The sequence below is a fragment of the Halomonas sp. BDJS001 genome (assembly GCF_026104355.1).
In the GTDB taxonomy this organism is placed as follows: Bacteria; Pseudomonadota; Gammaproteobacteria; order Pseudomonadales; family Halomonadaceae; genus Vreelandella.
Map to the genome: position 1 here is coordinate 2689842 of NZ_CP110535.1, position 25325 is coordinate 2715166.

At 55.1% G+C, this 25325-nt stretch carries 22 protein-coding genes and 1 pseudogene; 7 read left to right on the plus strand and 16 right to left on the minus strand.

Annotated features, from left to right (window positions below; all coding sequences use genetic code 11):
- Nucleotides 1–83 precede the first annotated feature (83 nt).
- Nucleotides 84–2771 (minus strand): DUF3141 domain-containing protein, encoded by a 2688-nt coding sequence (locus OM794_RS12470; protein ID WP_226249242.1) that lies wholly within the window; start codon nt 2769–2771, stop codon nt 84–86.
- Between the two features lie 244 nt (nt 2772–3015).
- On the opposite strand from OM794_RS12470, the gene OM794_RS12475 reads away from it, so the two are divergent.
- Nucleotides 3016–4002 carry a LysR family transcriptional regulator gene (locus tag OM794_RS12475; protein WP_226249243.1) on the plus strand — a complete coding sequence of 329 codons (987 nt, stop codon included), beginning with the start codon at nt 3016–3018 and terminating at the stop codon, nt 4000–4002.
- A gap of 177 nt (nt 4003–4179) precedes the next feature.
- Nucleotides 4180–5244: a lipoyl synthase gene (lipA, locus tag OM794_RS12480; RefSeq protein ID WP_211595151.1), complete on the plus strand. Its 1065-nt coding sequence runs from the start codon at nt 4180–4182 to the stop codon at nt 5242–5244.
- A gap of 119 nt (nt 5245–5363) precedes the next feature.
- Here lipA and lipB read toward each other — a convergent pair whose 3' ends face one another.
- The 11 genes and pseudogenes from lipB to OM794_RS12535 form a co-directional block, all read right to left on the minus strand.
- Nucleotides 5364–6026, minus strand: coding sequence for a lipoyl(octanoyl) transferase LipB (gene lipB, locus OM794_RS12485; protein WP_211595154.1), 663 nt, complete (start codon nt 6024–6026; stop codon nt 5364–5366).
- 2 nt (nt 6027–6028) lie between these two features.
- Nucleotides 6029–6340, minus strand: a complete 312-nt coding sequence (locus OM794_RS12490; RefSeq protein WP_088699921.1) for a YbeD family protein — start codon at nt 6338–6340, stop codon at nt 6029–6031.
- Between the two features lie 77 nt (nt 6341–6417).
- Nucleotides 6418–7632, minus strand: coding sequence for a D-alanyl-D-alanine carboxypeptidase family protein (locus tag OM794_RS12495; protein ID WP_211595157.1), 1215 nt, complete (start codon nt 7630–7632; stop codon nt 6418–6420).
- 101 nt (nt 7633–7733) lie between these two features.
- Complete coding sequence (locus OM794_RS12500) at nt 7734–8750, minus strand: septal ring lytic transglycosylase RlpA family protein (protein WP_211595160.1); 1017 nt, start codon at nt 8748–8750, stop codon at nt 7734–7736.
- The gene (mltB, locus tag OM794_RS12505) at nt 8747–9805 is read right to left on the minus strand and encodes a lytic murein transglycosylase B (protein ID WP_211595163.1); all 1059 of its coding nucleotides are present in this window, start codon (nt 9803–9805) and stop codon (nt 8747–8749) included. Before mltB ends, OM794_RS12500 begins: the two co-directional genes overlap by 4 nt.
- A 96-nt stretch (nt 9806–9901) precedes the next feature.
- The gene (gene rodA / locus OM794_RS12510; protein ID WP_088699917.1) at nt 9902–11062 is read right to left on the minus strand and encodes a rod shape-determining protein RodA; all 1161 of its coding nucleotides are present in this window, start codon (nt 11060–11062) and stop codon (nt 9902–9904) included.
- A gap of 3 nt (nt 11063–11065) precedes the next feature.
- On the minus strand, nt 11066–12973 hold the full coding sequence (gene mrdA, locus OM794_RS12515) for a penicillin-binding protein 2 (protein WP_226249244.1): 1908 nt from the start codon (nt 12971–12973) through the stop codon (nt 11066–11068).
- Nucleotides 12974–13061: 88 nt separating this feature from the next.
- Nucleotides 13062–13529: a 23S rRNA (pseudouridine(1915)-N(3))-methyltransferase RlmH gene (rlmH, locus tag OM794_RS12520; RefSeq protein WP_211595171.1), complete on the minus strand. Its 468-nt coding sequence runs from the start codon at nt 13527–13529 to the stop codon at nt 13062–13064.
- Entirely contained in the window at nt 13526–13912 is a 387-nt protein-coding gene (gene rsfS / locus OM794_RS12525) for a ribosome silencing factor (RefSeq protein WP_088699914.1), read from the minus strand. The genes rlmH and rsfS overlap by 4 nt, the downstream gene beginning before the upstream one ends.
- Before the next feature lie 79 nt (nt 13913–13991).
- Nucleotides 13992–14651, minus strand: coding sequence for a nicotinate-nucleotide adenylyltransferase (gene nadD, locus OM794_RS12530; protein ID WP_226249245.1), 660 nt, complete (start codon nt 14649–14651; stop codon nt 13992–13994).
- Between the two features lie 41 nt (nt 14652–14692).
- Nucleotides 14693–15997, minus strand: a pseudogene (locus OM794_RS12535) (glutamate-5-semialdehyde dehydrogenase).
- A gap of 196 nt (nt 15998–16193) precedes the next feature.
- Between OM794_RS12535 and OM794_RS12540 the strand changes: the two are divergent.
- Genes OM794_RS12540 through OM794_RS12550 form a run of 3 tightly spaced genes read left to right on the plus strand, consistent with a single transcriptional unit; the run spans nt 16194 to nt 19421 of the window.
- Complete coding sequence (locus tag OM794_RS12540) at nt 16194–17048, plus strand: hypothetical protein (protein WP_226249247.1); 855 nt, start codon at nt 16194–16196, stop codon at nt 17046–17048.
- Nucleotides 17045–17977, plus strand: a complete 933-nt coding sequence (locus OM794_RS12545; protein WP_226249248.1) for a diguanylate cyclase domain-containing protein — start codon at nt 17045–17047, stop codon at nt 17975–17977. The genes OM794_RS12540 and OM794_RS12545 overlap by 4 nt, the downstream gene beginning before the upstream one ends.
- Before the next feature lie 46 nt (nt 17978–18023).
- Nucleotides 18024–19421, plus strand: coding sequence for a bifunctional DedA family/phosphatase PAP2 family protein (locus tag OM794_RS12550; protein ID WP_226249249.1), 1398 nt, complete (start codon nt 18024–18026; stop codon nt 19419–19421).
- Between the two features lie 6 nt (nt 19422–19427).
- On the opposite strand, the gene OM794_RS12555 is transcribed toward OM794_RS12550, so the two are convergent.
- From OM794_RS12555 to mpl, 3 genes are read right to left on the minus strand one after another with little or no spacing between them, the layout of a single operon-like run.
- Nucleotides 19428–20051 (minus strand): LysE family translocator, encoded by a 624-nt coding sequence (locus OM794_RS12555; RefSeq protein ID WP_007112944.1) that lies wholly within the window; start codon nt 20049–20051, stop codon nt 19428–19430.
- A gap of 3 nt (nt 20052–20054) precedes the next feature.
- On the minus strand, nt 20055–20699 hold the full coding sequence (locus OM794_RS12560) for a flavin prenyltransferase UbiX (protein WP_226249250.1): 645 nt from the start codon (nt 20697–20699) through the stop codon (nt 20055–20057).
- Nucleotides 20696–22105: a UDP-N-acetylmuramate:L-alanyl-gamma-D-glutamyl-meso-diaminopimelate ligase gene (mpl, locus tag OM794_RS12565; protein WP_226249251.1), complete on the minus strand. Its 1410-nt coding sequence runs from the start codon at nt 22103–22105 to the stop codon at nt 20696–20698. The genes OM794_RS12560 and mpl overlap by 4 nt, the downstream gene beginning before the upstream one ends.
- A gap of 252 nt (nt 22106–22357) precedes the next feature.
- Between mpl and OM794_RS12570 the strand changes: the two genes are divergently transcribed.
- On the plus strand, nt 22358–22744 hold the full coding sequence (locus OM794_RS12570; protein WP_226249252.1) for a glutaredoxin family protein: 387 nt from the start codon (nt 22358–22360) through the stop codon (nt 22742–22744).
- A gap of 68 nt (nt 22745–22812) precedes the next feature.
- On the opposite strand, the gene OM794_RS12575 is transcribed toward OM794_RS12570, so the two are convergent.
- On the minus strand, nt 22813–23361 hold the full coding sequence (locus OM794_RS12575; RefSeq protein ID WP_226249253.1) for a hypothetical protein: 549 nt from the start codon (nt 23359–23361) through the stop codon (nt 22813–22815).
- Between the two features lie 296 nt (nt 23362–23657).
- On the opposite strand from OM794_RS12575, the gene OM794_RS12580 reads away from it, so the two are divergent.
- Nucleotides 23658–25238, plus strand: coding sequence for an ABC transporter substrate-binding protein (locus OM794_RS12580; protein ID WP_226249254.1), 1581 nt, complete (start codon nt 23658–23660; stop codon nt 25236–25238).
- The last annotated feature ends 87 nt before the right edge of the window (nt 25239–25325 follow it).

The window sequence follows — 25325 nt, forward strand, 5'->3', positions numbered from 1 at the left end:
GCATTACAGCAACCCAAAAGCTACGGAAACAAACAAAACGCCCCCACCAAATAGGCAGGGGCGTGGCAATCTAAGGCACTGTTTTAGCGCTTAGGGGGCGTCTTTTTTCGCCCAGCAGGCCTAGCCGGCTTAGCCGTTGGCTCACTTGCCGAATCCCTCGCCGCAGCCGGTGCAGGCGTAGACTCCTTTGAAGGCGCTGACTCGTTAACCACAGGCTGCTCAACAGCCGCTGGCGCAGGCTTGGCTGACGGGGCCGCGGAAGGCTTTGCCTTAGTGGCTTGTGGCTTATCAGCACTCGTTGGCTTCTGTGCAGCAGCAGGCTGGGCTGCCCCAGCCGCCCTACTCTTTGCGGGCTTGCTCGCTGCCGGTTTGCTCGCTGCAGCCTTACTCGCTGCTGGCTTGCTCGCTGCAGTTTTGTTCGCTGCAGCCTTACTCGCTGCTGGCTTGCTCGCTGCTGGCTTGCTCGCTGCTGGCTTGCTCTCGACCGGTTTATTCTCTACCGACTTGCGGGGCCTAGCCTTATCAAACAGCGCTTTAATCTGAGCAAAACGCTCAGCAGCATGCTCGGAAAGCTCCCCGCTGGCGGCAAACACATGCTCAAGGTGGCTGATATAGCCATCGATATCGGCGTCGCTGCTACCTGCCAGTAGAGTAGGCAGCGAATTCAACGCCTGCTCCCTATCCAGCTTCAAGATAAAGAACTGCTCGCGCACCAGGTTTTTAAAATCGCTCAGCTTGATACCTGGCTCTAGCTCTGCCCGGGAGGCACGCAGCCGCTTAAAGTTACGCTCATCCGTGGCTGGGGCGCCACCGAGTACATAGATAAGCGAGCGCATGACCGCTTCATGGGCGCCACCATGGGCAATTTTCTCGCGTAGCGCTTCCTGGCGCTGCTCAATGAAGCGGCGATGCTCGGGTTCAGCGCCAGGGCGGCGACGATGCACATGGGCATCGCCATATAGGCCAACGGCAGCCTGTAGCAGCGGCTGACCGTAGATATCCATAAACATTTTTTCGGTGCTGCTATCGCGTAAATCGCGCATAGCATTGAGACCAGCGACCAGTTGGTCAGACCCCATGGTTTCAAGCGCTTTAAACAGGTTGTCTTGCGCTACCGGGTGACGATTCTTGCGCACGGCTTCCGCCATTACCGGCAACGGTACTGAAAGCGGGTTACGGTCAGAGAGCAGCTTGTAGCCTAACCGAATCGGGTGCATACGACGAATAAAGCGGGCTGCTTCCGGCGTCATGATTGCTTTTAGCCAGGGCTGCATAAAGAGCCGGTACATGCCCAAGTTGATCTCGGATATTCGCGCCACAGTGGCAAAACGGCGGTCATCCTCTGGCTTATGCATTACCGCCTGATCCAACTCTTCAAAGTTGCGCGGCATAAATTCAAGCAGATAGTCACGCTCAAACAATTCGGCATCTTCGCCCTTTTCGGCCGGTGATATGGACGTTTCATACAAGCCAGGCGGCAGGACGTCAATGTAATCCATATTGGCAGTGAATTCGGTATGCTCTTTACGCGATACACTACCCGACACAAAAATCCCTAAGTGGCCGGTGGTATCGTGCTGGCAATAGACGATGGTTTGTTCGTTCGCGATGATGTCGTCTTCGTTTTCATACAAGTCACGAATCCAGCCCAGGGCTTGAGGGGGCGGAGTAATATCGTCACCACGTGAGCAGAACACGACCACGGGCGAGCGCACATTGCGCAGGTCGATTCGACGCCCATCGCGGGTCACCAGTTGGGCGGTAGAGAGTCGATTGCCGATAAACAGGTTATCGACAATATACTGAATCTCTTCACCGCCCAATACGACGTGCCCACCCCACCAGCGCTCAAAATCGAGGTAACGGCCAGCTTCTGTATCGATATTGTCGTAAAGGTGATACTGCTTTTTCCAATAGGTGTTGGCTGGATTGAGGCGCTCAAAATTCTGCACTAGCCAGGCACCGTCGAACAAACCATTGCCTATGTCGCTGGTGAGCTCCGTTATCCAGCTGCCACCCGCCATACCTCCGGTGTAACGCATCGGCGCTTTGCCATGCTCGCCGGCCCAGTAAGAGAGCGGTGCACCGGCAATCAGAATAGGGCCGAATACGTGCGGCTCCAAGGCTGCCGCCATCATGATTTGCCAGCCTGCCTGGCAATTGCCTACCACCATCGGTTTTTCGGTAGTTTCGGGATGAAGCTCGACCACATGGCGAAGAAAGGCAATTTCCGACTCAACGACGTCTTCGACAGTTTGGCCCGGCTCGGGAAACGGCAAAAAGCCAATAAAATAGCAAGGATGCCCTGCTTTAAGCGCCACGCCCAACTCACTATCAGGCTTGAACCCACCAATCCCTGGCCCATGACCTGCACGGGGATCCACTACAACAAAGGGGCGCTTTTGTAGATCAATCTCCGTCCCTTCATGAGGCAGCACGCGCAACAGCTCGTAGTTGGTTGGCCGTGGTAGCGTCCGGCCATCCATGAGCACTTCAGTCTCAAACCCCAGCACATTGGGCTTGGTTTGCTCCATATGCTCAAGGTACTGATTACCGCGTTCGCGCATCACATCCAGATAGAGAACGCTGCGCTCCATGCTGTCGCGCCAGTACCCAAAGGCGGCGCGGCCAAATCCGAACGGGTCGAAAAAAGCTGAGATCGCCTCGCTAGCGGGCACCGTAGTGGCATCATTATTCTGTTTCGACCACGCGTTTGTAAAAGCGCTAGCTGGGAATAAAGAGGTGGTCAGAGGATTAGCAAGAAAGTTCATAGGGTCTCCCGTGGGGTTGATGCACAAGCACCAGACCCGAAAGCAATAATGCTGCAATGCAATATAGTCTAGTCCACTACGTGTACTACGTCGATCTTTAACCCTGATAATTACCCCTTACGCGACTAATCAAGCCGTGTTTAGGCAGCGCTAAAGGTTCAGTGTTAGCATGCTCTGCCCTGGCGATTGAGCCTGATGTTGATACTACTCTTAAACGTTTAAGGGTGCCCACTACGAGGTAGCTATGTCATCCCCCAATCTGCTCAATCGCCTGACATTTCGGCAGCTTCAGGTCTTCCAAGCGGTGCATCGGCAGCGCTCATACTCCCGCGCAGCTGAGCAGTTGGGATTGACCCAGCCCGCGGTGAGCGCACAAATACGCCAACTAGAGCTGGCATTGGGTCAACCTCTGTTCAATTATGCGGGCAAAACCCTCCACTCGCTGCCTGCCGCCGACACACTTGCCCACTCAGCGCGAGAAATTTTTGGTCAGCTTTCGCGGCTGGAAATGAACCTATCGGATATTAACGGCAAAATTAGCGGAGAACTTAATATCGCAGCGGTCTCTTCAGCCCAATATGTAGTCCCTTATTTACTTGCCCGCTTCCGTGCTCACTACCCGGAGGTGCACGTTCGCTTAAAGGTGTGCAACCGCCGTCAGGCGCTCGAGCGACTCACGGAGCAGCAGGATGATCTCGTCATCATGGCGATGGTTCCTGAAGACGAACGCTTAGTGGCGATGCCGATTATTGATAACGAACTGATCGCCGTTGTGTGGCCGAACCATCCGCTACTTTCGATGCCACAACCCTCATTAGCGGACTTCGCTCGCCACTATGTTCTGATGCGCGAACCCGGCTCTGGCGTACGCAACGCCTTTGAGCAGATGGCAGCCAGTCAGCAAGTTGCCCTTCCCCACTGTATTGAGCTGGGCACCAACGAGGCAATCAAAGGCGGTGTCATGGCTCACTTGGGCGTAGCCGTGCTGCCACGCTTAGCGGTTCAGCTGGAGCTTGAGCAGGGGTTACTTTTTGAACTGGGACTGCCCGACTTCCCCATCCACCGCTCTTGGTGCACGGTCTATACCCGGGAGCGCTTACCCACACCTGTCGCCGAGCTCTTTTTAAGCTTTGTTCGAGAACACTTACCCGATTACCGTCGCCACTTTCAGGCGCCCTCCAGCCCCCTGCCCAGCCATGGCGTAGCCTGTTTGCCAATACATTCACCCTGAAGAGGAGTAACGGCTTACGGTGTCTTGTCAACGACGAGATATGTTACATTAGTGGTCACTAGGGCGATAAAGTATCGCGCATACTTGGTATAAATTAGGTAACAATTGGCAGGTTTTGGAAGGGGCGACACCCTTTTATGCCTTTGGCCTACCGCACAGAAGAGAGGCTCTGTCCCTATGAGCAATACCCCCTCGCAGCGCGTGTCCAGCGGTGAAAAATACCGTAACGAACATGGCATGTCGGTGATCAAGGATGGCATGAAGCAACGCAAAGCGCAGGCAGAGCCTTCTTCTGTTGAGCTTGAGCGCAAGCCCAAGTGGCTGCGGGCACAGATCCCAGGGGGCGAGCGTTTTGAGGCGGTCAAAAAGAACGTCGCCACCCATCGCTTAAGCACCGTTTGTGCCGAATCCCACTGCCCCAATATGGGCGAGTGCTGGAGCAACGGCACTGCCACGATCATGCTAATGGGCTCGGTATGCACCCGCGCCTGCCGGTTCTGCGCGGTGGATACCGGCAACCCCCAGGGCTGGCTGGATCACGAAGAGCCAGAAAACACGGCCAAATCCGTAGAGCTAATGGGGCTGCGCTACATCGTACTGACCTCAGTAGACCGTGACGACCTCGACGATGGTGGCGCCGCCCACTACGCCAACTGCATCCGTGCGATAAAAGCGCGCACGCCGGAAGTGGTCGTGGAAGCCTTAACCCCCGACTTCGATGGCGAGCTCAAAGCTATCGAACGCGTCGTCGACTCAGGTCTGCAGGTATTTGCCCAGAATGTTGAAACCGTGGAACGTTTGACAGCTCGCGTGCGTGACCGGCGGGCAGGTTACCGTAAAACCCTTGATGTACTTGCCCATGCCAAGCGCTACCGTCCTGATATCATTACCAAAACCAGCCTGATGCTGGGTTTGGGTGAAACGGACGAAGAGATTTTGCAAACCTTTGACGATCTTCGCGAAATCGGCGTGGATATCGTCACTCTCGGTCAGTACCTTCGCCCAACCAAAAATCACCTCTCGGTGGAGCGCTGGGTAACGCCTGAAGAGTTTGATCGCTATCGTGTGATTGGCCTGGAAAAAGGCTTTATGGAAGTCCCTTCAGGCCCCCTGGTACGCTCTAGCTACCGCGCCGACCGGGTGTTCGAGAAAAACAACCTGGGGCTCGCCTCCCCTGCTGCGATCCCCGGCCAGGAGCAGGAAGCAAACCCCAATATAATTCCAGCGCTCAACGTAGGGTAGGCCTCAACCTAGCGCCATCAGGGAATTCCCAAGATGGCGCTTTGCCACCTGAAGTTGAGTATTCCCCACTTCAGGCTACCAGACTAACTACCTTGGACGGAGGTAAGGTGGCACGCTTTTTAAAGCGGCGAACGTTCAACACTCACCAATTCGCGGTTTAACCTTATGGCCAATGCTTTAGCCAATTGTTCACCCACCCGGTGCTCGCTTGGCAAAGCGACCAAGTCAGCCAGCTTCACCATAGGCATTCCCGCGTAGCCACAGGGATTAATGCGTAAAAAAGGCGCCAAGTCTCCGTCTACATTTAACGCCACGCCGTGAAAGCTTGCTCCGCGCCGAATACGCAAACCAAGTGAAGCAATCTTCGCCTCCCCCGCCTCGGTCATCACATACACACCGGGCGCATCCGGCCTTGCCCGGGCGCTCACACCATAGCCGCTTAAAACATCAATCACGGCATTTTCCAATGCAGTGACTAGATCCCGCACACCAATTTTGCCACGCCGCACATCCAGCAGCGGATAGAGCACGACCTGACCTGGGCCGTGATAGGTGACCTGCCCCCCTCGATCAACGTGCACCACCGGAATATCGCCGGGCAGTAGCAGATGTTCGGGTTTACCAGCCTGCCCCTGGGTAAATACCGGGTCATGCTCAACCAGCCAGAACTGATCCGGCGTTTGCTCATCCCGAGTATCCGTTAACGTGCGCATCGCCTCCCACACCGGCAGGTAGGCTTGGTGCCCCAAGTCGTGCAGCTCAATGGGTGCGGGGCTCTCCACAGTCACACCACCATATGCACACGGCCGGTGGCCTTAAGATCCTCAAACAGCTCCTTAATATGCTGCTCTCCGGTCGCCCTAATCACCACTCGCACCGATTGAAAGCGGCCATTGCGACTGTCGACCACCTGCATCGCAGTTGCATCGAAGTCGGGGTCGTGACGCACAATCACCTGGCACACGCAGGCAGGAAAATCCTCGGCGGCATCACCAACCACTTTTAACGAGTAATCACAGGGAAAAGTGATTTTCGGCGGCTCCTGAGCCGCCGGTTGGCGCAAATCACGCAGCCCCTGGGGAGCATCTTTTTTCATAACAAGCCTATTTCGTAAAGACAACGTTCATTACGGATGCACAATAAAACCACTCAGCGTACAGGTCGTTGAGTTGCTTAATCGGTAAAGCTACTAATCAAATTACTAAAGAAGCGCTGCACATGATCGAACAGGCGCTTGAACAGGCCACCCTCTTCGATGTTTTCCAGCGCTACCAAGCGACGCTCGCCGACCACTTCGTCGCCCAAGTGCACTTCCAGCGTGCCGACCTCATCGCCAATAGCAATCGGTGCCTGCAAGTCTGGATTGAGGTTAAGGCGCGCGCGTAACTCTTCATTACGGTTGCGCGGTAACGTCATAAACACTTCTTCATCCACACCGACGCGCAGCTCGTTGATATCACCACCCCAAACCCGTGGCGTTGCCAGTACGGCGCCACGTTCATAAAGTTTCATGGTTTCGAAAAAGCGGAAACCGTAGCTGAGCAGCTTTTGGGTTTCCTGAGCACGCGCTTCATCAGAGTTGGTGCCCATCACTACGGAAATCAAGCGCATGTCATCACGCTTCGCTGAAGATACCAGACAGAAGCCGGCTTCTGTCGTCCAACCGGTTTTCAGGCCATCCACCGAAGGGTCACGCCACAGCAAACGGTTGCGGTTGGGCTGATCAATACCACCATAGGAGAACGTACGATGGGAGTAGATTTCGTAATGATCAGGGTAATCATTAATAATGTGCTGGGACAAACGCGCCAAGTCATGGGCCGTTGAGTAGTGATTGTCGGCGGGCAAGCCAGTGGCGTTCTGGAAGTTGGTGTTATTCATGCCCAACCGCGTGGCATGCTGATTCATCAGATCGGCAAAGGGCACTTCGCCACCCGCTAAATGCTCTGCCATCGCGACGCTGGCATCGTTGCCCGACACAATGATAATACCGTGGAGCAGATCATCCACCGAAACCTGATCACCCACCTCAATAAACATTTTCGAGCCGCCGGTACGCCAGGCATTCTCGCTAATATTAACCATATCAGTGAGGTTAATGGTGCCACGGTTGAGTTCACGCTCCACTAAATAGGCGGTCATCAGCTTGGTCAAACTCGCCGGAGGCAGACGTTCATCGGAGTTATGCTCTGCCAGTATGCGGCCACTATTCGCATCCATGAGTATCCACGAGCTTGCCGCTAACTGAGGAGCGGCAGGAATAATGGTTTGCGGTTGTGGGATGACCGGCTGAGGAGTTGACTGGGCACCGGCGGGTACGGCAACGGTCACCACAACAGCAAAAAGGCACAGGCGGGCAGAGCGACCAATGGATGTAAACACGTTCATAACGTCAGTCTCACTTACTTGAAAGCTTGCTTGAAAAAGCTTATTTGTAAAATACGGCGGCGCGTAAGACGCGCCACAAGAAATAAATTAGAGGGGATGAATTATCGCACAACAAAGACCTGGGGGAACCCTGCTTGGCGCAGAGTTTCTCGCGCCTGAAGCTCCTGCCCCTGGGCAATGGGACCAACCTGGACACGATAGACGTCGTCATCACTCATTATACGCACTGCATGGGGCTGTTCACCCTGCAAACGCTGCTGTAACTGCTGGGCACCTTCGGGGTTACCCAGCGCCGCGATCTGCAAATACACCGCGTCGTCTGCTTCACCTTCACTGGGCGCCTGCGGTGTTTGCACCTGTGGAGAAGGAGTCATCGATGATGCAGATGCTGTCGGCTGAACCGGCATAGAAGCAGCATCAGAAGCAACCTCTTGCGGCGCCTCAGATACACGGGATTGGGGCGAAGCGCTGCTGCCGCCCCTGCCATGCTCAGCTAGCCACTGTTCAGGGTTGATCGCTTCCACTTTCACGGAACCGGTACCATTATCGAGGAAGCCTAGACGGGCAGCTGCCGCATAGGAGAGATCAATCTCGCGGTCACTATGGAAGGGGCCACGATCATTCACACGGACAATCACTGACCGCCCGTTATCCAGGCTGGTGACCCGAGCAAAGGTGGGGAGAGGCAGCGACCGGTGCGCCGCCGACATTTTATACATGTCGTAGATTTCACCGTTTGAGGTGGCATAACCATGAAATTTTTCACCGTACCAGGAGGCCGTACCGCGCTTCTCATAGCCCGTCGCATCCGGCAGCACATGGTAGGTTTTACCCCATACTTCATAGCTAGGACGGTTACCTGACCGAGAAGGCTGTTCGATGCGCGGCTCGGCATCAGGCACTTTAGTAACATCCGGTGGCTCGAGGGGGTAGGCATCGCCACTCATTGCATAGCGACCGCTGCTGTTGCTGGCCGCCGACGACGCAGGGGCTGCCGATGGTTTACTGGAGCCAGGCGCGTCTACTCGTTGGGTTTCATTACTGGCACAGCCGGCAACCAGGGCTAATAAAGCGATCGTGCTTCCTGCCCGCCGGGCCATCGTCAGTTTGCTCTTCATGCCTCATCCTCATGCAGCTCAGCAATCGCTTCCGCCAACTCGGTGACGGCCATGGCGTAGAGGTGGCTGTGGTTGTAACGGGTAATGACGTAAAAATTAAACTCACCTAACCGGTATCGGGTCTCCCCATCGGCGAATTCAAGCGCCAGGGGTATGACTAACAAATTATCATCAAGAGACTCTTCAGCCTCAATACCATGGCCAGTCAATTGCGCAACACTCACCGAAGGAGGCGACGTTTGATTAAATGAGAGCTCCTGCAGTAGCTCTACGGGCAGTACCTCAGGGCCCCTGGCCTGGTGGTAAATATCGCCCCCTGGCTGCCAGTTATGCTCAGCAAAGTAATTGGCAACACTGCCAATCGCATCGACCGGGTTCTCCCAGAGATCCCGCCGCCCGTCGTCATCGAAATCAACGGCATACGCTTGGTAACTGGTGGGAATAAACTGCGGATAACCCATCGCCCCTGCGTAAGAGCCGCGTAGTTCGGTGGGATCGACTTCCTGCTCGTAGGCAATGCGTAAAAAAGCCGCTAGCTCACCGCGAAAAAAAGCCCCCCTTGTCGGGTGGTGAAACGCCAGCGTGGCAAGCGAGTCCAGCACTCGGTGCTGGCCTTTATGACGGCCATAGTAGGTTTCAACGCCAATAATGGCAGTAATAATCTCTGCAGGCACGCCATAGGTGTTTTCGGCTCGCGAGAGGGCATCGGCGTGCGCGTCAATGAACGCCACCCCTTCTTCAATACGCTGCTGGGTCAGAAAAATATCGCGATACTCATGCCACTTAAGGCGGCGCTCCGCGGCTCCTTCCATGGCATCCAATACACTCTGCGTGTATTCAGCCTGCCCTAGCGCTTCTTCCAGCCAAGCCTGGGGAAGCCCTTGTTCGACCAGCTCTTCCATCAGCGCTTGGCTATTAGCATTCTGCTGGGGTGCAAAATGCTGTGGAACAGCGAATTGAGATCCTTGTGAAGGCTGATCGGCAAACGTGGTCGTTGTCCAGCACATCAGCGCGGCCAACACATAGCAGCTCGTCTTCCCTTGAACCTTGTTCATTGGTTCTCCACTGTTGAGCTATTCATTCCAGAAACATCCATGCCTAAGCTTTTCATTGACGAGCAACAAGGCGTTGTTTGAGTGGGGCAGCGTTGCCTACCGTGACAGTAGCCGACGATGAGCATGTATCGACATGAGAATACCGAAACCCGCTAGCAAGGTCACGCTTGAGGTGCCGCCATAACTCACCAACGGCAGCGGCACCCCTACCACGGGTAAAATGCCGCTTACCATGCCCATATTGACAAACACATAGATGAAAAATGTTAAAATGATACTCCCCGCCACCAAGCGGCCAAAGGTATCTTGTGCTGAGCTTGCCATCCACAAACCACGGCTCACAATCAATAGGTACATGAGCAGCAGCGCCAGCATTCCGACCAAACCAAACTCTTCACCCAAGACAGCAATAATGAAATCGGTGTGCCGTTCAGGCAAAAACTCTAACTGGGACTGGGTGCCCTGCAGCCAACCTTTTCCCCATAGTCCGCCACTGCCAATAGCGGTGGTCGACTGAATAATATTCCAACCTGACCCCAATGGATCGCTTTCAGGGTTGAGAAACGTCAATACCCGCTGGCGCTGGTAGTTATGCATATTCATCCAGAGTAGCGGCACACCCGCAGCCCCCAGGGCGGCAATAAACCCGATTAAACGCCACGATAAACCCGCCAACAGCACGACGATCAGGGCAGCGCTGGACACCAGTAGCGAGGTGCCTAAATCTGGCTGGATCGCGGTGAGCACCACAGGAACGCCAATAATGACCCCGCATACCACAATATCGCGCAGGCGCGGCGGTAGCTCGCAACGATTTAGGTAGGCAGCGACCATTAACGGGGCCGCCAGCTTCATCATTTCCGATGGCTGAAAACGTATCACGCCAGGAATCACTAGCCAGCGCTTAGCCCCCATGCCCACATCACCCACCACATCCACAGCCACCAGCATGGCAACCCCGACGCCATACGCCAGCGGCGCCCAGCGCAAAAAGGTCGACGGCGAAAATTGGGCAATAATCACCATTCCAACCAACGCGATTCCAAAGCGCATGCTTTGACCAATCACCGCATCAAGGGATTGCCCTGAAGCGCTGTAGAGAACGATTAAGCCACTGCCCATTAAAATCAGCAGCAAACCCAGCAGCCAGGGATCGAGATGGATTCGCTCCCAGATACTCTTGCGCCTGGCGATGCCACTTTCGGGTGGGCGTACAGGATGGCCACGCATTGATCGCGCTATATAATGCCAAGGCATGGTTTAGTTACCCTCCACATTGGCATCATCTTCTTCCAGCACTTCGCGCACTTCCTCAACATCGGGGGCATCATCTTTGAGCAACCATGCATCCGTCATGGCCCGCGCCAGGTGGGCCGCGTGGGTACTACCGCCGCCGGCATTCTCGACAATGACGGACACGGCAATCTGAGGATCATCCAGCGGGGCAAAAGCCATAAACAGCGCATGGTCACGTAGCCGCTCGGCCAACTGATCGGCGTTGTAGCGCTGATCCTGGCCTAGCGAAAACACCTGTGCCGTGCCAGATTTGCCGCCCATTCGGTACTCAAGGCCGACACCGGTTCGTCGGGCAGTGCCTTCACGGCCACTCATCACTTTCTCCATACCGCTGAATACGCGATCCCACCAGCTATCATTGGCTAGCTGTATATCATTCAAGGTATTGGGTAAATCACGCGGAACGGGGGTATCACCAATCTGGCGGGCCAGCCTCGGCTTTACCCAGTGGCCACGATTGGCCAGGGTTGCCGTGGCACTGGCGAGCTGGAGAGGAGTGATCTGCCAATAGCCTTGCCCGATCCCTACCGAGAGGGTTTCGCCGGGGTACCAGGGCTGATTAAAGCGCGCACGCTTCCAGTCTCGCGAGGGCATCAAAGCGGTGCTTTCTCCTTGTACGTCATGGGCCACCCGCTGGCCAAAACCAAAATTACTCATTTGTTCATTCAAATTATCGATGCCCAAGTCATGGGCCAAGGTGTAGTAGTAAGTGTTATTGGATACGGCGATAGAGCGCTCCATATCGACACGACCATGCCCCCAACGTAGCCAATTGCGATAGCGGCGGGAATCGTTAGGCAATTGGTAGTAACCGGGGTCATTGATAGTGCTGTCTGGGGTGATTACTCCTTCAACCAAGCCCGCCAGGGCAAGAAAAGGTTTGATCGTAGAGCCTGGCGGGTAGTGGCCACGAATAGCGCGATTAAATAGCGGCAGGTCGAGGTCTTCCTGCAAACCTCGATAAGAGGCAACGTCAATCCCAGTGACAAATTGATTACTATCAAACCCTGGGGTCGATACCATTGCCAAAATTTCGCCGGTAGCCGGCACAATGGCCACAATAGAGCCGCGACGGCCATCCAGCAGCTCATAAGCCAGCATCTGCATCGACTTGTCTATGGTTAGCGTTAGATTCGCCCCGGGCACGGGATCGGTGCGGCCAAGTTCGCGCAATACCCGGCCACGGGCGTTCGTTTCAACTTTGCGCAAACCTGCCTGACCGTGCAGTTCTCCTTCGTAAAAACGCTCAATACCGGTTTTACCAATAAAGTGGGTACCCGCGTAGCGGCCCGTATCCAGTGTTTCCATCTCTTCCGCGTTAATACGCCCAACATAGCCCAAGGCATGCGCCATTACTTCTGCATCGGGATAGTAACGCAGTGGCTGGGCCTCTATCTCCACACCAGGCAAGCGGTGTCGGTTAACCGCCAGACGCGCGATTTGCTCTTCGCTTAGGTCACTGGTAAGTAGCGCAGGCTGAAAGGGGCGCTGGCGTTGGCGTGAACGCACATTGAATGCCTCAATTTCCTCCTCAGGCAGCTCAAGCAGATCTACCAGCAGCGCCAGGGTTTCGTCCAGGTTATCGACCCGCTCGCGTACCAGCGTGAGGTTGTAGGTAGGACGGTTTTCAGCCAGCAGCACGCCATTGCGGTCATAGATCAAGCCGCGGTTAGGCGGTAGTGGCTCAACACGCACCCGGTTATTTTCGGAGCGCGTGCTATACATATCATGCTGAACGATCTGTAGATAAATTAAGCGCCCCGTTAACAAACCTGCCAGCGTCAATACCACTAATACAGCCAGCAACGCTCTAACACGGAAAATACGCAGTTCTTGCTCGGAGTTTTTTAGCGTGTTGGGGCGCTTGAGCATGGCAACGATGACTCTCAAATCAAACAATCAAATCAAACAAAAGGCGCAGCAGGGCATAACAGCGATCGCCGGCCATCTCAATCAACCGTTAACGGTGATAAGGGTGACCTATCAGTAATGTCCAGGCGCGGTAGAGCTGCTCGGCAAGCATTATCCGCACCAGCGGATGGGGCAGCGTCAGCGGGGAGATCGACCACTTTTTATCAGCCATCGCCGAGAGCGAAGGCTCAAGGCCATCGGGGCCACCCACAAGCAGCACAATATCGCGCCCGGCCATGCGCCAGGTGCCGGCTTCCTGTGCCAACTGCTCGGTGGTCCATGGCTTACCTTTGACTTCCAGGGCTACCACGTATTCGTCGCCACGCAGCTTATCGCGAATACGCTGCGCCTCTTGGGCGCGCGCTTTCGCGATATCTGCATTCTTGCCACGCTGGCCGAGGGCAATTTCTTCTATCTCGAGATTAAAATCTCTCGGCAGCCGTTTGCGGTAAGTGTCGACGCCCTCTTCTACCCACCCGGGCATTTTGCTTCCCACCGCTAACAGCCGGATCCTCATGACATGCTGGCTCGCTCTTGAAAGCGCTCAAGCGATTCGCCAATTGCCCCTGAATCGCTGGGTAGATCGGCCCACAGCCGCTCCAGGTCATACAGCGTGCGCGCCTCGGGCATCATCACATGGACAACAACATCGCCCAGGTCAACCAGCACCCAATCGGCGTTATCGCCACCTTCAACGCCCAACGGCCCTAGCCCTGCGGCCTTGGCTTTTTCCACGACATTTTGTGCCAGCGCCGCCACATGACGTGTTGAAGTGCCGCTGGCGATCAGCATGAGGTCAGTTACCTCGGTTAATTTGGCAACATCCAACTGCGTGATGTCACGTGCTTTCAGTTCTTCTAGCGCGTCAACGACTAGGTTTTTCAATGTATCGATGTGCATGACTTCTAAAGACAACCTTTAGTGGTTAATCGGTCAATAAAGCCGGCCATTGTAACGGCTTCTTTGATGACTGCCAGCGCTATTCGCGCCGACGATACAGACCGCCCTGCTCAATGGCCCGTTCAACGGGATCTGGCACCAAATAGCGGACACTTTTCCCCGCTTCTAAACACTCACGAACGTAGGTTGCAGAGATCGCCATCAGCGATGGCAATTCCAGCGACAAATAGCCGCCACAGGGCTGCTGCATCAATGTCTCTATGCTATCGACCCTGCGGTGCTCGACCAGTTCCCGTAATGGTGCCGGTAGCGGATCGCCATAACCCGGCCTGGCAATCACTACCAAGTGGGCAAGCTCGAACAGGCGCTCCGGCTGGTGCCACTGGGTGAGTCGTAAGAAGGCATCGTAACCAATCGCCATCACCAGTCGCGCTTGATCACCCACTTCAGCACGCAGCTCGGCCAGGGTAACGGCACTGTATGAAGGACCGTCGCGGCGTAGTTCGCGGTCATCAGCGATGAGCCCTGGGGTATCACCAATACCTGCGGTTAATAACGCCAGCCTCTGTTTCGCAGAGACTTGGGGCCGCCCGCGAAGCGGCGGTTGTTGAGCGGGTATCATGTGCAGCCGATCAAGCGACAGCGCCTCATACAACTCTACGGCACTGCGCAAATGCCCCAGATGAATAGGGTCAAAGGTACCGCCTAGCATGCCGATACGTAGCGCCGTTTGACTCATGCAGGCTCCCTATCCATACCAACACCATTCATACCATCACCCTATTCACGCACCTGGCCGTCACCGAATACTACGTACTTCTGCGTAGTTAGTCCCTCTAACCCAACCGGGCCACGGGCGTGAAGCTTATCGGTAGAAATGCCAATCTCGGCACCCAGCCCGTACTCAAAACCATCGGCAAAGCGGGTCGAGGCGTTAACAATCACCGAGCTGGAGTCGACTTCCGCCATAAAGCGACGTGCCAGCGAGTAATCCTGAGTAACAATGGCATCCGTATGGTGAGAGCCGTACTGCTCGATATGGGCAATCGCTTCATCGATACCATCAACCACTTTTATGGCCAGTACGGGAGCAAATATTCGGCATACCAATCGCTCTCTTCGGCTGCTGCAGCCTGGGGCAACAGTGCCTGGGTTCGCTCACAGCCACGCAGCTCGACTTCATGCTCGGCATAAGCGCGGGCTAACTCGGGCAGTAGCAGATCCGCAACCGGGGCATCCACCAGCAGCGTTTCCATGGTATTGCAGGTGCCGTAGCGATGGGTTTTTGCATTGACAGCAATGGCTAACGCCTTGGCGGGGTCGGCAGTAGTATCGATATACACATGGCATACGCCATCGAGATGTTTAATGACCGGTACGCGGGCATCACGACTAATACGCTCAATCAACGACTTGCCCCGCGGGAATAATCACATCAACGTATTTCGGCATACTGATCATTTCCCCCACCGCCGCACGATCAGTGGTGGCTACCACCTGCACGCTGCCGGCAGGCAGGCCTGTATCCGCCAATCCCTGCTGGATACAGGCGCTAATGGCAGCATTTGACTGGCTGGCTTCCGATCCGCCGCGCAAAATACAGGCATTGCCTGATTTCAAACACAGGCTTGCCGCTTCCAGGGTCACATTCGGCCGCGACTCGTAAATAATGCCGATGACACCCAGCGGCACGCGCATTTTGCCCACCTGGATACCACTAGGCCGATAGCGCATATCGCCAATTTCACCCACCGGGTCAGGTAAGCCCGCCACCTGCTGCAACCCTTCAATCATGGCATCTATACGCGCGTCGTTCAGGGCTAAACGATCTAACAGCGCGCTCTCCAAACCATTCTGGCGGCCACGCTGTAAATCTTCAGCGTTGGCGTCCAGTATTTGGCCTCGCGCTTCAGCCACGCGTTTTGCCATGGCCAACAGAGCACGGTTTTTTACCCCCGTATCCGCCTTGCGCAGTTCACTAGCGGCACGCCGCGCCGCCTGCCCCAAGGCCTGCATATAGGCGGGCACATTTTCGGCAGATAAATGCTGAAGGGCCTCGTCTTGGAACGGTGTTGAAGCGCTCATAGTGTCTCCGTGCGAAGGGTGCTTTAATTTTTTAATTAGCCGAATGTAGCAGTTTTCTACGTTTTGCTTATGGTACGTCATTTCGCCGTTATACTGAGGTCGATTAAGGCGCTAATGTGTCGCGTACCTTTATTATCCTACAATTACTTTACTTGATGAGATACATCTGGTTATTCAGGACGAATAATAAGTCACCATGCAAAGCAAGTACAAAATCCGCCTACTACGGGCCAATTTACTAGCCGCGGCCGTAGCCCTGGCATTATGGACACCTGCCACGCCCCCCGCTGCGGCTCTCGTGCTGTGGCTATCTGTCGGCTGGTTATTTATCACCGCGCTAATGCTTGATTTTAGCCATCGCCGCTCACGGGGATTACCGTGGCAAATTGTGCCTGGTGCACTGCTACTGGGTTTAATTGCGGCGGCCCCAGAGCGGCACGGCATTTTAATCTGGGCGTGGGCGGCAATGCTGATGCTGCCACAAAATAATTGGGTAGCTGCTTTCAATCTCAGTGCTGGGCTGATCAGCTCTGTAATGGTAGCGCCGCTGTTGAATGCGCCCGCCTTTATACTACTGATTTGCTCCCTGCTGGTACTGGGCCTGCTGGCTTTATCCAGAGCACAGCAGCTTATCGATATGAATGGCTCGATTCGTCAACGCCTGCGCTTGATCCCAGGTCTTAACCTGTGGGCAGGTGAGCAGTTGGTGCGCGATATCAGTCGGGAACAAACGCGCTGTGAACGGGAAGGTGTCCATGCAGAGCTGTTTATTTTACATGTGAAACGCCACCAGCTCTGGCCAACGGCGCAAAAACTGTGCGAGTTAACCTACGATTTTGAAAATGTTTATCGCTTAAGCAGCACAACGCTGGCGACAGTGATTCTCGCCAGCTCACCTAAAGAAGCCTCGCAACGACGCAGCCTACTGCTCGCCGACTTACCCGACAATATCGCCAGCGAACACTTTGAGTTAATTGATATCGAACCGGCAACGCTTTCGGTGCATGAGATCAGTAAACTACCGGCTGAACGGGTGCGAGAGACAATATGAGCGAGCACTATATCCCCAATCGATTGATGACACTCGCTTATGCGGCCAGCATCCCACTCATGGCAGGCTACGCGTTCTGGCTATACGCCATGGGAGATTACCGCGACCTGTTGATCCCCACCTTTATGACGCTGCTGCTAATGTCGGCCCTGTTAATGCATATCGGGCATGGGGTAAAAAGCTACCTACCCCGCATAATTCTACTTTGCGGCACCTATTCGGCCGTCTTGGGCGCTTTTTATTATCAGCCTCAGGTATCGCCTATCTGGCTAGGCCTGCCGATTACCGCTGCTTTTTTACTGTTACCACTCTGGGCCGCATTACTGGTCAATATCGGGGTCGGGCCATTGTGGTGGCTGCTTCCCTCGGTCGCCTCGGCTCCCCCGGCCATTATCGTTGGCTATGCAGCCTTGACGCTGCTCCTCGCACTCCCACGCTGGGAACATGCGCGGCGTCGGGCGCTTCTGCGGGCAACAGACCCCAATGATAGCGATTGCAGTGCCTACCACATTGATACGCTAAAAGAGCGCTTACATAGCGAGTTCCAACGCGCTGCAATGCTCAATCAGCAACTCGCGGTGCTGGTGCTGCATTTACCGCAGTTGGATATGGCAGAAGAGCAGTTTGGCCATCGGGCAAAAACGGCACTACTGGGGGCGCTGTGTGGTGAAGTGAATAGTCGTTGCCGTGATCATGACGTGCTTGGGCGCGCGGACAGTGCCACTTTTTGGCTCGTACTTCCTGACACGAGCGAAAGCGGTGCGCTGCTAGTGCGCGAACGTTTGCAAAGAGCACTTTCACAGCGCGTCTTAGTAGAAACCGGCCAATTGGAAGCACGCATTGCGGCCTGCCTCCCTAGTCGTACAGAATACTTCGAGCACTATGTAAAGCGCCTGGAAGCACGCGGCGCTGCTCTCGCCAACGTCTAACCGCCTAGCTTTTTTCAATTTCTCTTTTCTGACGCTGGAGTACGCTGTGCCGCTAGCTGATATGCTCCAATCATTAACGCCATCACCGCCGCTTATCATCTGCCTGGTGCTGGTCATTTCATTAGTAGAATCACTGGCCCTAGTGGGGCTGCTGGTACCAGGGGTGGTGTTGATCACCACCGCAGCTTCCCTGGCGGGCCACCAGGATATCGGCCTGGCCTGGTTAATCGGCGCCGCCTTTATAGGCGCGGTGTTAGGCGATGGGATCAGTTTTTCGCTAGGTTTCAAGCACCGAGAACAGGTCACACAGCGATGGCCACTGTCTCAGCATCCCGAATGGTTAGGTCGCGGAGCGCGCTTCTTTCAGCGCTATGGCATTTGGTCGGTGTTTATTGGCCGCTTTGTCGGCCCGGTGAGGCCGATTATTCCACTGGTGGCAGGTATGATGCAGATGGCACCAAGGACGTTCGTTTGGGCCAACCTAACCTCTGCGGCGCTGTGGGCACCAGCCTATGTACTGCCTGGTTATTTGCTGGGTCGCACCTGGCAGCACCATCTAAATCTACCGCCGGGTTTAGAGACGGCACTACTCATATTTGCGGCCATAGTTGTCACACTTGCTGTCATTTTCTCATGGGGCCGACATCAGGCGACAAGGCATGGGCGACTTTACCGGGCGATTGCCGGAAGCATTCGTCGCGTACCGCTGCTGCGTCGCCCATGGCTTGCGATGAGCCAAACCGGTGATGTGCCCTTGGCCTCGCTACTACTGCTGGTCATAGCGTTGGGCAGCTTGTCTGGCTGGACATTGTTGATCATTGCCCACCACGGCCCGCTGGAAATGGATCTGCTCGTTCAGCAATTGTTCGCCATGTTGCAGAGTGATTTTTCTTACCTAGCGGGGAACATATTTGCCCAAATTGGCGACACCCTGGGCATTATCGCCTTAATACTACCTTGGGCGGCGTGGATGCTGTTGAGTAGGAGATGGGAGGCTTTACTACACTGGTGTGGCGCGTTTGCCGGTGTCGCCCTTTTAAACACAGTGGGCAAAGGGCTGTTTGGCCGTGCTCGCCCAGAGACGCCGGACTACTTGATGGGCTCTTTCTCCTATCCGAGCGCCCATACGTCAACCACCGTGGTGCTCGTCGGCCTTGCAGCTGCCTTCGTCGCGGCCGAGATACCTCGTCAAAAACGCTTTTGGGTATATTGGGTAGCACTCGCACTTGCACTGCCCATGGCGCTATCAAGGCTGGCGGTCGGCGTACACTGGTTCAGTGACCTGGTGGGCGGTGCCTTACTCGGCCTGGTCGTCTGCGCGCTCACGCTGCTCCACTGGCAGCAGCAGCCACGCCCGCCTATGCGACCCTGCCCGTGGCTACTGCTCAGCGCGGCATCGCTAGTGCTTATTAGCGCCCGAGTAGGGTTGTTGCCACCCGTTTAATGGTTATTACCCCAGCGCTAACCATAAACCAACGCCAATCATCAGCGTTCCGGCGATACGGTTAAGCAAACGCACATTGCCGCTTTTACCCAATACATTGCGCAAGGTTTTACCACCTGTGGCATAGACCAACATGCTGGCAAACTCGATGGTCAAGATGACCGCAATGAGCAGGCTGAGTTGCCCTGGCAAGGGGCGGCTACTATCCAGAAAGGGGGGTAGCAGCACCATGAAAAAGGCCCACCCTTTGGGGTTTGCCACTGCCGTCACAAATCCTTGCATGGCTAACTGCAGAGGACTTGCGGGTGGCCCTGCATCCAGCTCACTGGGGATCGCCATACGCCCACGGGAGCGCCACATCATAATGCCCAAATACCCCAGGTAGGCGCCGCCCACCCACTTAAACAGCACAAACAGCTCTGGCTGTCGCAGCATTAACGCCGCCACCCCTGCGCCAGCGGCCGCCGCCACCAAGCCAACGCCCAGTAACTCACCGATCATCATCCACAGCGTACGTTTAACGCCTTGGGTCATGCCCAGCACCATGGCGAGGGTCATGCACATACCGGGGGTTAGCGAAACAAACAGAAACGTTGGCACAAAAACCGACAGCGTAGCCCACGACATCATAGATCAGTCATCCTTGTTTTCGACCTCACCCCAGCGAGGAACCAGCGAGTGCTCAATGCCTAGCTGATTGAGAATACGCGCGACAATAAAATCAATCAGATCATCAATGCTTTGTGGGCAGTGATAAAATCCTGGGGCGGCCGGCAAAATGACCACGCCCAAGCGGCTCAATGTCAGCATGTGCTCCAAGTGAATCGGCGAAAACGGGCTTTCTCGCGGCACCAGCACTAGCGTTCGGCGCTCTTTAATCGCCACATCTGCCGCCCGCTCAATCAGGTTGTTGCTGGCCCCCGTTGCCACGGCAGAAAGCGTGCCGGTAGAGCATGGGCACACCACCATGGCAGAGGGGGCGCCAGAGCCTGACGCCACCGGTGCCATCCAGTCCTCGCGACCAAAGCAGCGAATCTGACCGGGCCGCGCCCCACTGCGCTCACTCAGCGCCTCGGCTAAGCGCTGGGGCTGGGCGGGCAGCTCAATATCGGTTTCAGTGGCAATGACCATGTGTGCGGCTTTCGAAATCATGACCCACACTTCATGCCCTGCGGCGACCAATACATCGATCAAGCGCAAACCGTATTGCGCCCCCGACGCACCGGTGAGCGCCACGGTAACCGGTTTCTTGAACGCGGTATCGGCGTTAGCTGTCACGCTTCCCCCTCCTTGGCTGCTGCCAATGCGGCGAGCAGTCGTTCATGCACCCCCTCAAAGCCGCCGTTGGACATCACCACAATCCGATCCAACGGTGATGCTTGAGTGACCACAGCGGCCACCAGCGCATCGATATCGTTAAACAGCTGGGCATCCGCGCCCTGGGTGGCGACCAGCTCGTCCATCGACCAGTCAAGCCCGGCGGGCTGAAACCAAAACACGCCATCAGCGTCAGCCACGCTTTCAATTAACCGCTCGCGCAGCGCGCCTAGACGCATCGTGTTAGATCGCGGCTCAATCACCGCCAGCAGACGCCCTTTAGTAGTTGCCGCACGTAGCCCTTTAAGCGTCGCGGCAATCGCCGTGGGATGATGGGCGAAATCATCGATGACCTGAATACCATTAATCTCACCACGCACTTCCTGGCGCCTTCTGGGCGTTTCAAAACGCGCCAGCGCCGCACAGCCACGGGCTAGATCAACCCCACACAAATGCGCCGCCGCCAGTGCTGCCAGGGCATTGCGGGCGTTATGCTCGCCAGTCAGCGACCACTCAACGACCCCATCTTGCTCTTGACTACTCACCGCCTGGCCCTGCATATCACCGCTATAAATGACCTGGAAGCGACTGGCGTCGGCGCGCTCTAGCTTAAGCTGCCATTCGGACGTGTCCTGATCACCAAAGTGGACTACCGGCGTCCAAACGCCCTGCTCTAATACACGTTCAAGCGCGGGCTGCTCATCGGCGACTAGCAGGTGGCCCTGATTTGGCACCGTTCGCACCAGATGGTGGAACTGGCGCTCGATAGCGGCCAGGTCGGGAAAGATGTCGGCGTGGTCAAACTCAAGATTGTTGAGGATCGCGATATCCGGGCGATAGTGAACAAACTTGGAACGTTTATCGAAGAAGGCGGTGTCGTACTCATCAGCCTCTACTACGAACGGCGCTTGTGGGTCACCCAAACGCGCCGAGACGCCAAAATTACGCGGCACCCCGCCGATTAAAAACCCAGGCGCTAGCCCTGCACTTTCTAACAGCCAAGCCAATACGCTCGCGGTGGTAGTTTTGCCATGAGTACCTGCCACCGCAATCACCCGACGACCAGGCAGTACGTGTTCCGCCAACCACTGCGCACCCGAGGTATACGGCAAACCGCTGTTGAGTAACGCTTCAACCTCGTTATTGCCCCGTGACAGCGCATTGCCCACCACGACAAGATCCGGCGATGGCGACAGATGCTCGGCATGGTAGCCCTGCATTAAGGTGATGCCCGCATCAGCCAATTGGGTGCTCATGGGTGGGTATACGTTCTGATCGGAGCCACTCACCTGGTGTCCCATTTCACGCGCCAGCAGCGCCAGGCTCCCCATAAAGGTGCCACAGATACCCATAATATGCAGATGCATGGCTCTCGCCCCGTTAATCGCCAGTAAACTCATTCAATAAAAGCCAAAAAATGGCGTAAAAATAGCTAACTAGCCTAGCATGATGAAACTATTTGCTCATCACCTCATCGCTAAAAACGGCGGCAATGCGCCTCTCAAGTGACAAATCCCTCTAGTTGTTGCAGGATGCGGCCACTGTTTACTAATGATGATCATCACTTTCGTACCACTCGTCACGCTGATGTGAGCCAGCATCAGCAAAGGAGCCTTTCAATGCGCATTTTAATTCGCTATTTTTTCCGCGGCCTTCGCTTGGTGCTTGCCCCTGTCATGCTGATTTCCGAGAAGCTATCTACACCTAAGTCAGTGGTGCGTACGCCTGAAGAGCAAGCTAAAGTGGATCTAGCATGCCAGAACCTCGCGCTGTACCAATTCCGCACCTGTCCTTTTTGCATCAAGGTGCGCAAAGAGATAGCACGACTGGGCTTAAACATTGAAGTACGTGATGCACAACTTGATCCTGCCCATAAGCAGGCGCTCTTGGAAGGGGGCGGCAAAGTCAAAGTGCCCTGTTTGAAAATCACCCATGACGATGGTCGTGAGGAGTGGATGTACGAATCTGACACTATTAACGCCTGGCTGCACCAGCAGTTCGGTTAAGCGCTTTGGATAGATCTGGATAGCCACTGAGGTATTTTCACCAGGTCGGCAAACGTCGGCCTGTAATATTAGAACTCTACTTTTTGCGCTTCCACATCGAACGCCACGTCAATTTCAATGCCCTCTTCCTGGCTTGGCGGCTCACCTAGTTCGACTTGCAGTAGCAGCACCCCCTCTATTTTCCCTGCCACATGAACCGTTTGGCTGGAGCGCTCATAATGAGTCAGCGTTACTGCCACGTCTCCGCCTTCAGAGGTGAATAGCGGCGGGGAAATAGAACTTCCTATTGAGTAAATAGCCACTGCATTGATCAACTCCCCTTCGTTCACAGTCAGGCTGATAGAGAGCGCCTCCTCGCCTTCCCACGTCTCCTCGTCAACAGAGCCAGTGATGTCAATGCTGATATCGTCGCCTAATTCGACGAAAGAGGCATTCGAGTCACTGCCATGGCTTAAGATGAACCACTCGTGTAATTCCTCATCTAGCGTTCCTGATATTGCTGGCGCTGCGCGCCCGGTTGCCCCTTCATCAGAGGTACGCTGCTCCACCGTCTCAGTGGCAAAACCAGTGATAGGCACCCAGGAAGCGATCAACGCTACCCCAATTTTTTTCCACATAAGGTTTTCCGTCCTGTTATGCGTCGCTTTTCGCTTACTACTTTCGTCTTAAATTAAGCCATCAGCGCACCGCTATTAGCCCCATCATTCAGTAGACGAATGATGCCTGTCATTATTTCGATTGTATGACGTGATAGGCACTCTCTATGTTGTAAGCCTAGGTTGTACGCCTGCGTTGTAAACAGGTATACGAACCGACCGTGTCTGTTTTGCTGGCGCTTTCTGGTTTTAGGAGTGCTCCCTGCCTCGAAAATGGCGGCAAAACGAACAATAAACAATGACCTAAGGGAACGATAATGACGCTCAAGAAAACCTTACTGGCTTCCGTAATTGGTGCAGTGGTAGCAGGTACAACCTTGCTGCCGATGACCGCAAGTGCTGAAACCCTGCGCATTGGCTACTCTGCTGACCCCGAAACTCTTGATCTCCACGAGCAGCTATCTGGCGGCGTGCTGCGTTTTTCTCATATGGCATTCGACCCACTGGTTCGCTGGACAAAAGATTTTGAGTTTGAGCCGCGCTTAGCCACCGAGTGGGAGCAGGTTGACGAAACTACCATGCGCATGACCTTGCGCGAAGGCGTTACCTTCCACTCAGGTAACGAATTCACCGCCAAAGACGTGGTATGGACCATTGAGCGTCTAAAAGAGAGCCCTGACTATCGCGCCATTTTTGAGCCGGTTGCCAGCGCCGAAGCCGTTGACGACTACACCGTTGAGATCGTCACTACCGAACCTTACCCGCTGCTACTTAACCTGGCTACCTACATCTTCCCGATGGATAGCGAGTTCTATACCGGCGAAACCGAGGGTGGCAACGACAAAGCTGAGATCGTTAAAGCAGGCAACTCCTTTGCTTCACGTAATGTTTCTGGCACTGGCCCCTTCATGGTCACTGACCGGCGCCAGGGTGTACGGGTAGATTTTGAGCGCTTCGAAGATTACTGGGATACCGAAAGCGAAGGCAATGTCTCCAGCATCGTGCTGACACCCATCGCCGAGAACGCCTCACGGGTTGCCGCCCTGCTCTCCGGCGGTGTCGACTTTATTGATGCCGTACCCCCCAATGACCTGGATCGCGTACGCGAGGCCGACGGTGTCAATCTGGTAGAAGTTGACGGTACACGCATCATTGGTTTCCAAATGAACGAAGAGCGCGTTGAAGCCTTCCAGGATGCCCGTGTTCGCCAGGCGGTTGATTTGGCAATCAATCAAGAGGGCATTGCCGACCGCTTAATGCGTGGATTTGCTAACCCAGCGGGACAATTCTCACCTGAAGGTTACTCCGGCCATAACCCGGACTTAACACCTCGCTACGATATCGAACGCGCCAAGGAGCTGATGGCAGAAGCAGGCTATGAAGAGGGCTTCAGCGTTGAGATGATCGCCCCCAATAACCGCTATGTGAACGATGCGCAGATCGCCCAAGCGGTGGCCAACATGCTGGCACAGATCAACATTGACGTTGATCTGCGTACCATGCCCTTGGCGCAGTACTGGCCTGAGTACGATACCCGCCAATCCGATATGGCGATGATCGGCTGGCACGCGGATACTGAAGATACTGCGAACTTCTTCCAGTATCTCTCTTTCTGCTTCGATGAAGAGACCGGTGCGGGCCAGTACAACTACGGCGGCTACTGCAACGAAGAGATCGATGCGCTGGTCACCGCAGCCGATAGCGAAACCGATTTGGAAAAACGCAACGAAATGCTGCGTGAAGCCGAAGCTATGCTCTACGAAGACGTTGGCTATATCACGCTGCACTGGCAGAACCTTGCCTATGCCGCCGCTGATGGCGTTGAGATTGAGCCTGTGGTCAACGCCCTTGACTTCCCTTACCTGGGTGACCTGGTGATTAATCGCAGCGACGACTGAGCATTAAACCAAAAGAGTCACTACAGCATTAACCGCCTGAGTGTTAACGGTAAATGAGTTAGCCACAAGAATACTTCGCTCCCTAAG

What these genes read in the sequence shown, in the direction of transcription:
- mpl (WP_226249251.1), bottom strand. Translation starts at nt 22,105, where the DNA reads ATGCATCTGCATATTATGGGTATCTGTGGCACCTTTATGGGGAGCCTG.
- nadD (WP_226249245.1), bottom strand. Translation starts at nt 14,651, where the DNA reads ATGAGTCAAACGGCGCTACGTATCGGCATGCTAGGCGGTACCTTTGAC.
- OM794_RS12540 (WP_226249247.1), top strand. Translation starts at nt 16,194, where the DNA reads ATGCAAAGCAAGTACAAAATCCGCCTACTACGGGCCAATTTACTAGCC.
- OM794_RS12575 (WP_226249253.1), bottom strand. Translation starts at nt 23,361, where the DNA reads ATGTGGAAAAAAATTGGGGTAGCGTTGATCGCTTCCTGGGTGCCTATC.
- OM794_RS12470 (WP_226249242.1), bottom strand. Translation starts at nt 2,771, where the DNA reads ATGAACTTTCTTGCTAATCCTCTGACCACCTCTTTATTCCCAGCTAGC.
- OM794_RS12490 (WP_088699921.1), bottom strand. Translation starts at nt 6,340, where the DNA reads ATGAAAAAAGATGCTCCCCAGGGGCTGCGTGATTTGCGCCAACCGGCG.
- mrdA (WP_226249244.1), bottom strand. Translation starts at nt 12,973, where the DNA reads ATGCTCAAGCGCCCCAACACGCTAAAAAACTCCGAGCAAGAACTGCGT.
- OM794_RS12555 (WP_007112944.1), bottom strand. Translation starts at nt 20,051, where the DNA reads ATGATGTCGTGGGCTACGCTGTCGGTTTTTGTGCCAACGTTTCTGTTT.
- lipA (WP_211595151.1), top strand. Translation starts at nt 4,180, where the DNA reads ATGAGCAATACCCCCTCGCAGCGCGTGTCCAGCGGTGAAAAATACCGT.
- OM794_RS12495 (WP_211595157.1), bottom strand. Translation starts at nt 7,632, where the DNA reads ATGAACGTGTTTACATCCATTGGTCGCTCTGCCCGCCTGTGCCTTTTT.
- OM794_RS12570 (WP_226249252.1), top strand. Translation starts at nt 22,358, where the DNA reads ATGCGCATTTTAATTCGCTATTTTTTCCGCGGCCTTCGCTTGGTGCTT.
- OM794_RS12580 (WP_226249254.1), top strand. Translation starts at nt 23,658, where the DNA reads ATGACGCTCAAGAAAACCTTACTGGCTTCCGTAATTGGTGCAGTGGTA.
- mltB (WP_211595163.1), bottom strand. Translation starts at nt 9,805, where the DNA reads ATGAACAAGGTTCAAGGGAAGACGAGCTGCTATGTGTTGGCCGCGCTG.
- rodA (WP_088699917.1), bottom strand. Translation starts at nt 11,062, where the DNA reads ATGCCTTGGCATTATATAGCGCGATCAATGCGTGGCCATCCTGTACGC.
- OM794_RS12545 (WP_226249248.1), top strand. Translation starts at nt 17,045, where the DNA reads ATGAGCGAGCACTATATCCCCAATCGATTGATGACACTCGCTTATGCG.
- OM794_RS12475 (WP_226249243.1), top strand. Translation starts at nt 3,016, where the DNA reads ATGTCATCCCCCAATCTGCTCAATCGCCTGACATTTCGGCAGCTTCAG.
- OM794_RS12500 (WP_211595160.1), bottom strand. Translation starts at nt 8,750, where the DNA reads ATGAAGAGCAAACTGACGATGGCCCGGCGGGCAGGAAGCACGATCGCT.
- rsfS (WP_088699914.1), bottom strand. Translation starts at nt 13,912, where the DNA reads ATGCACATCGATACATTGAAAAACCTAGTCGTTGACGCGCTAGAAGAA.
- rlmH (WP_211595171.1), bottom strand. Translation starts at nt 13,529, where the DNA reads ATGAGGATCCGGCTGTTAGCGGTGGGAAGCAAAATGCCCGGGTGGGTA.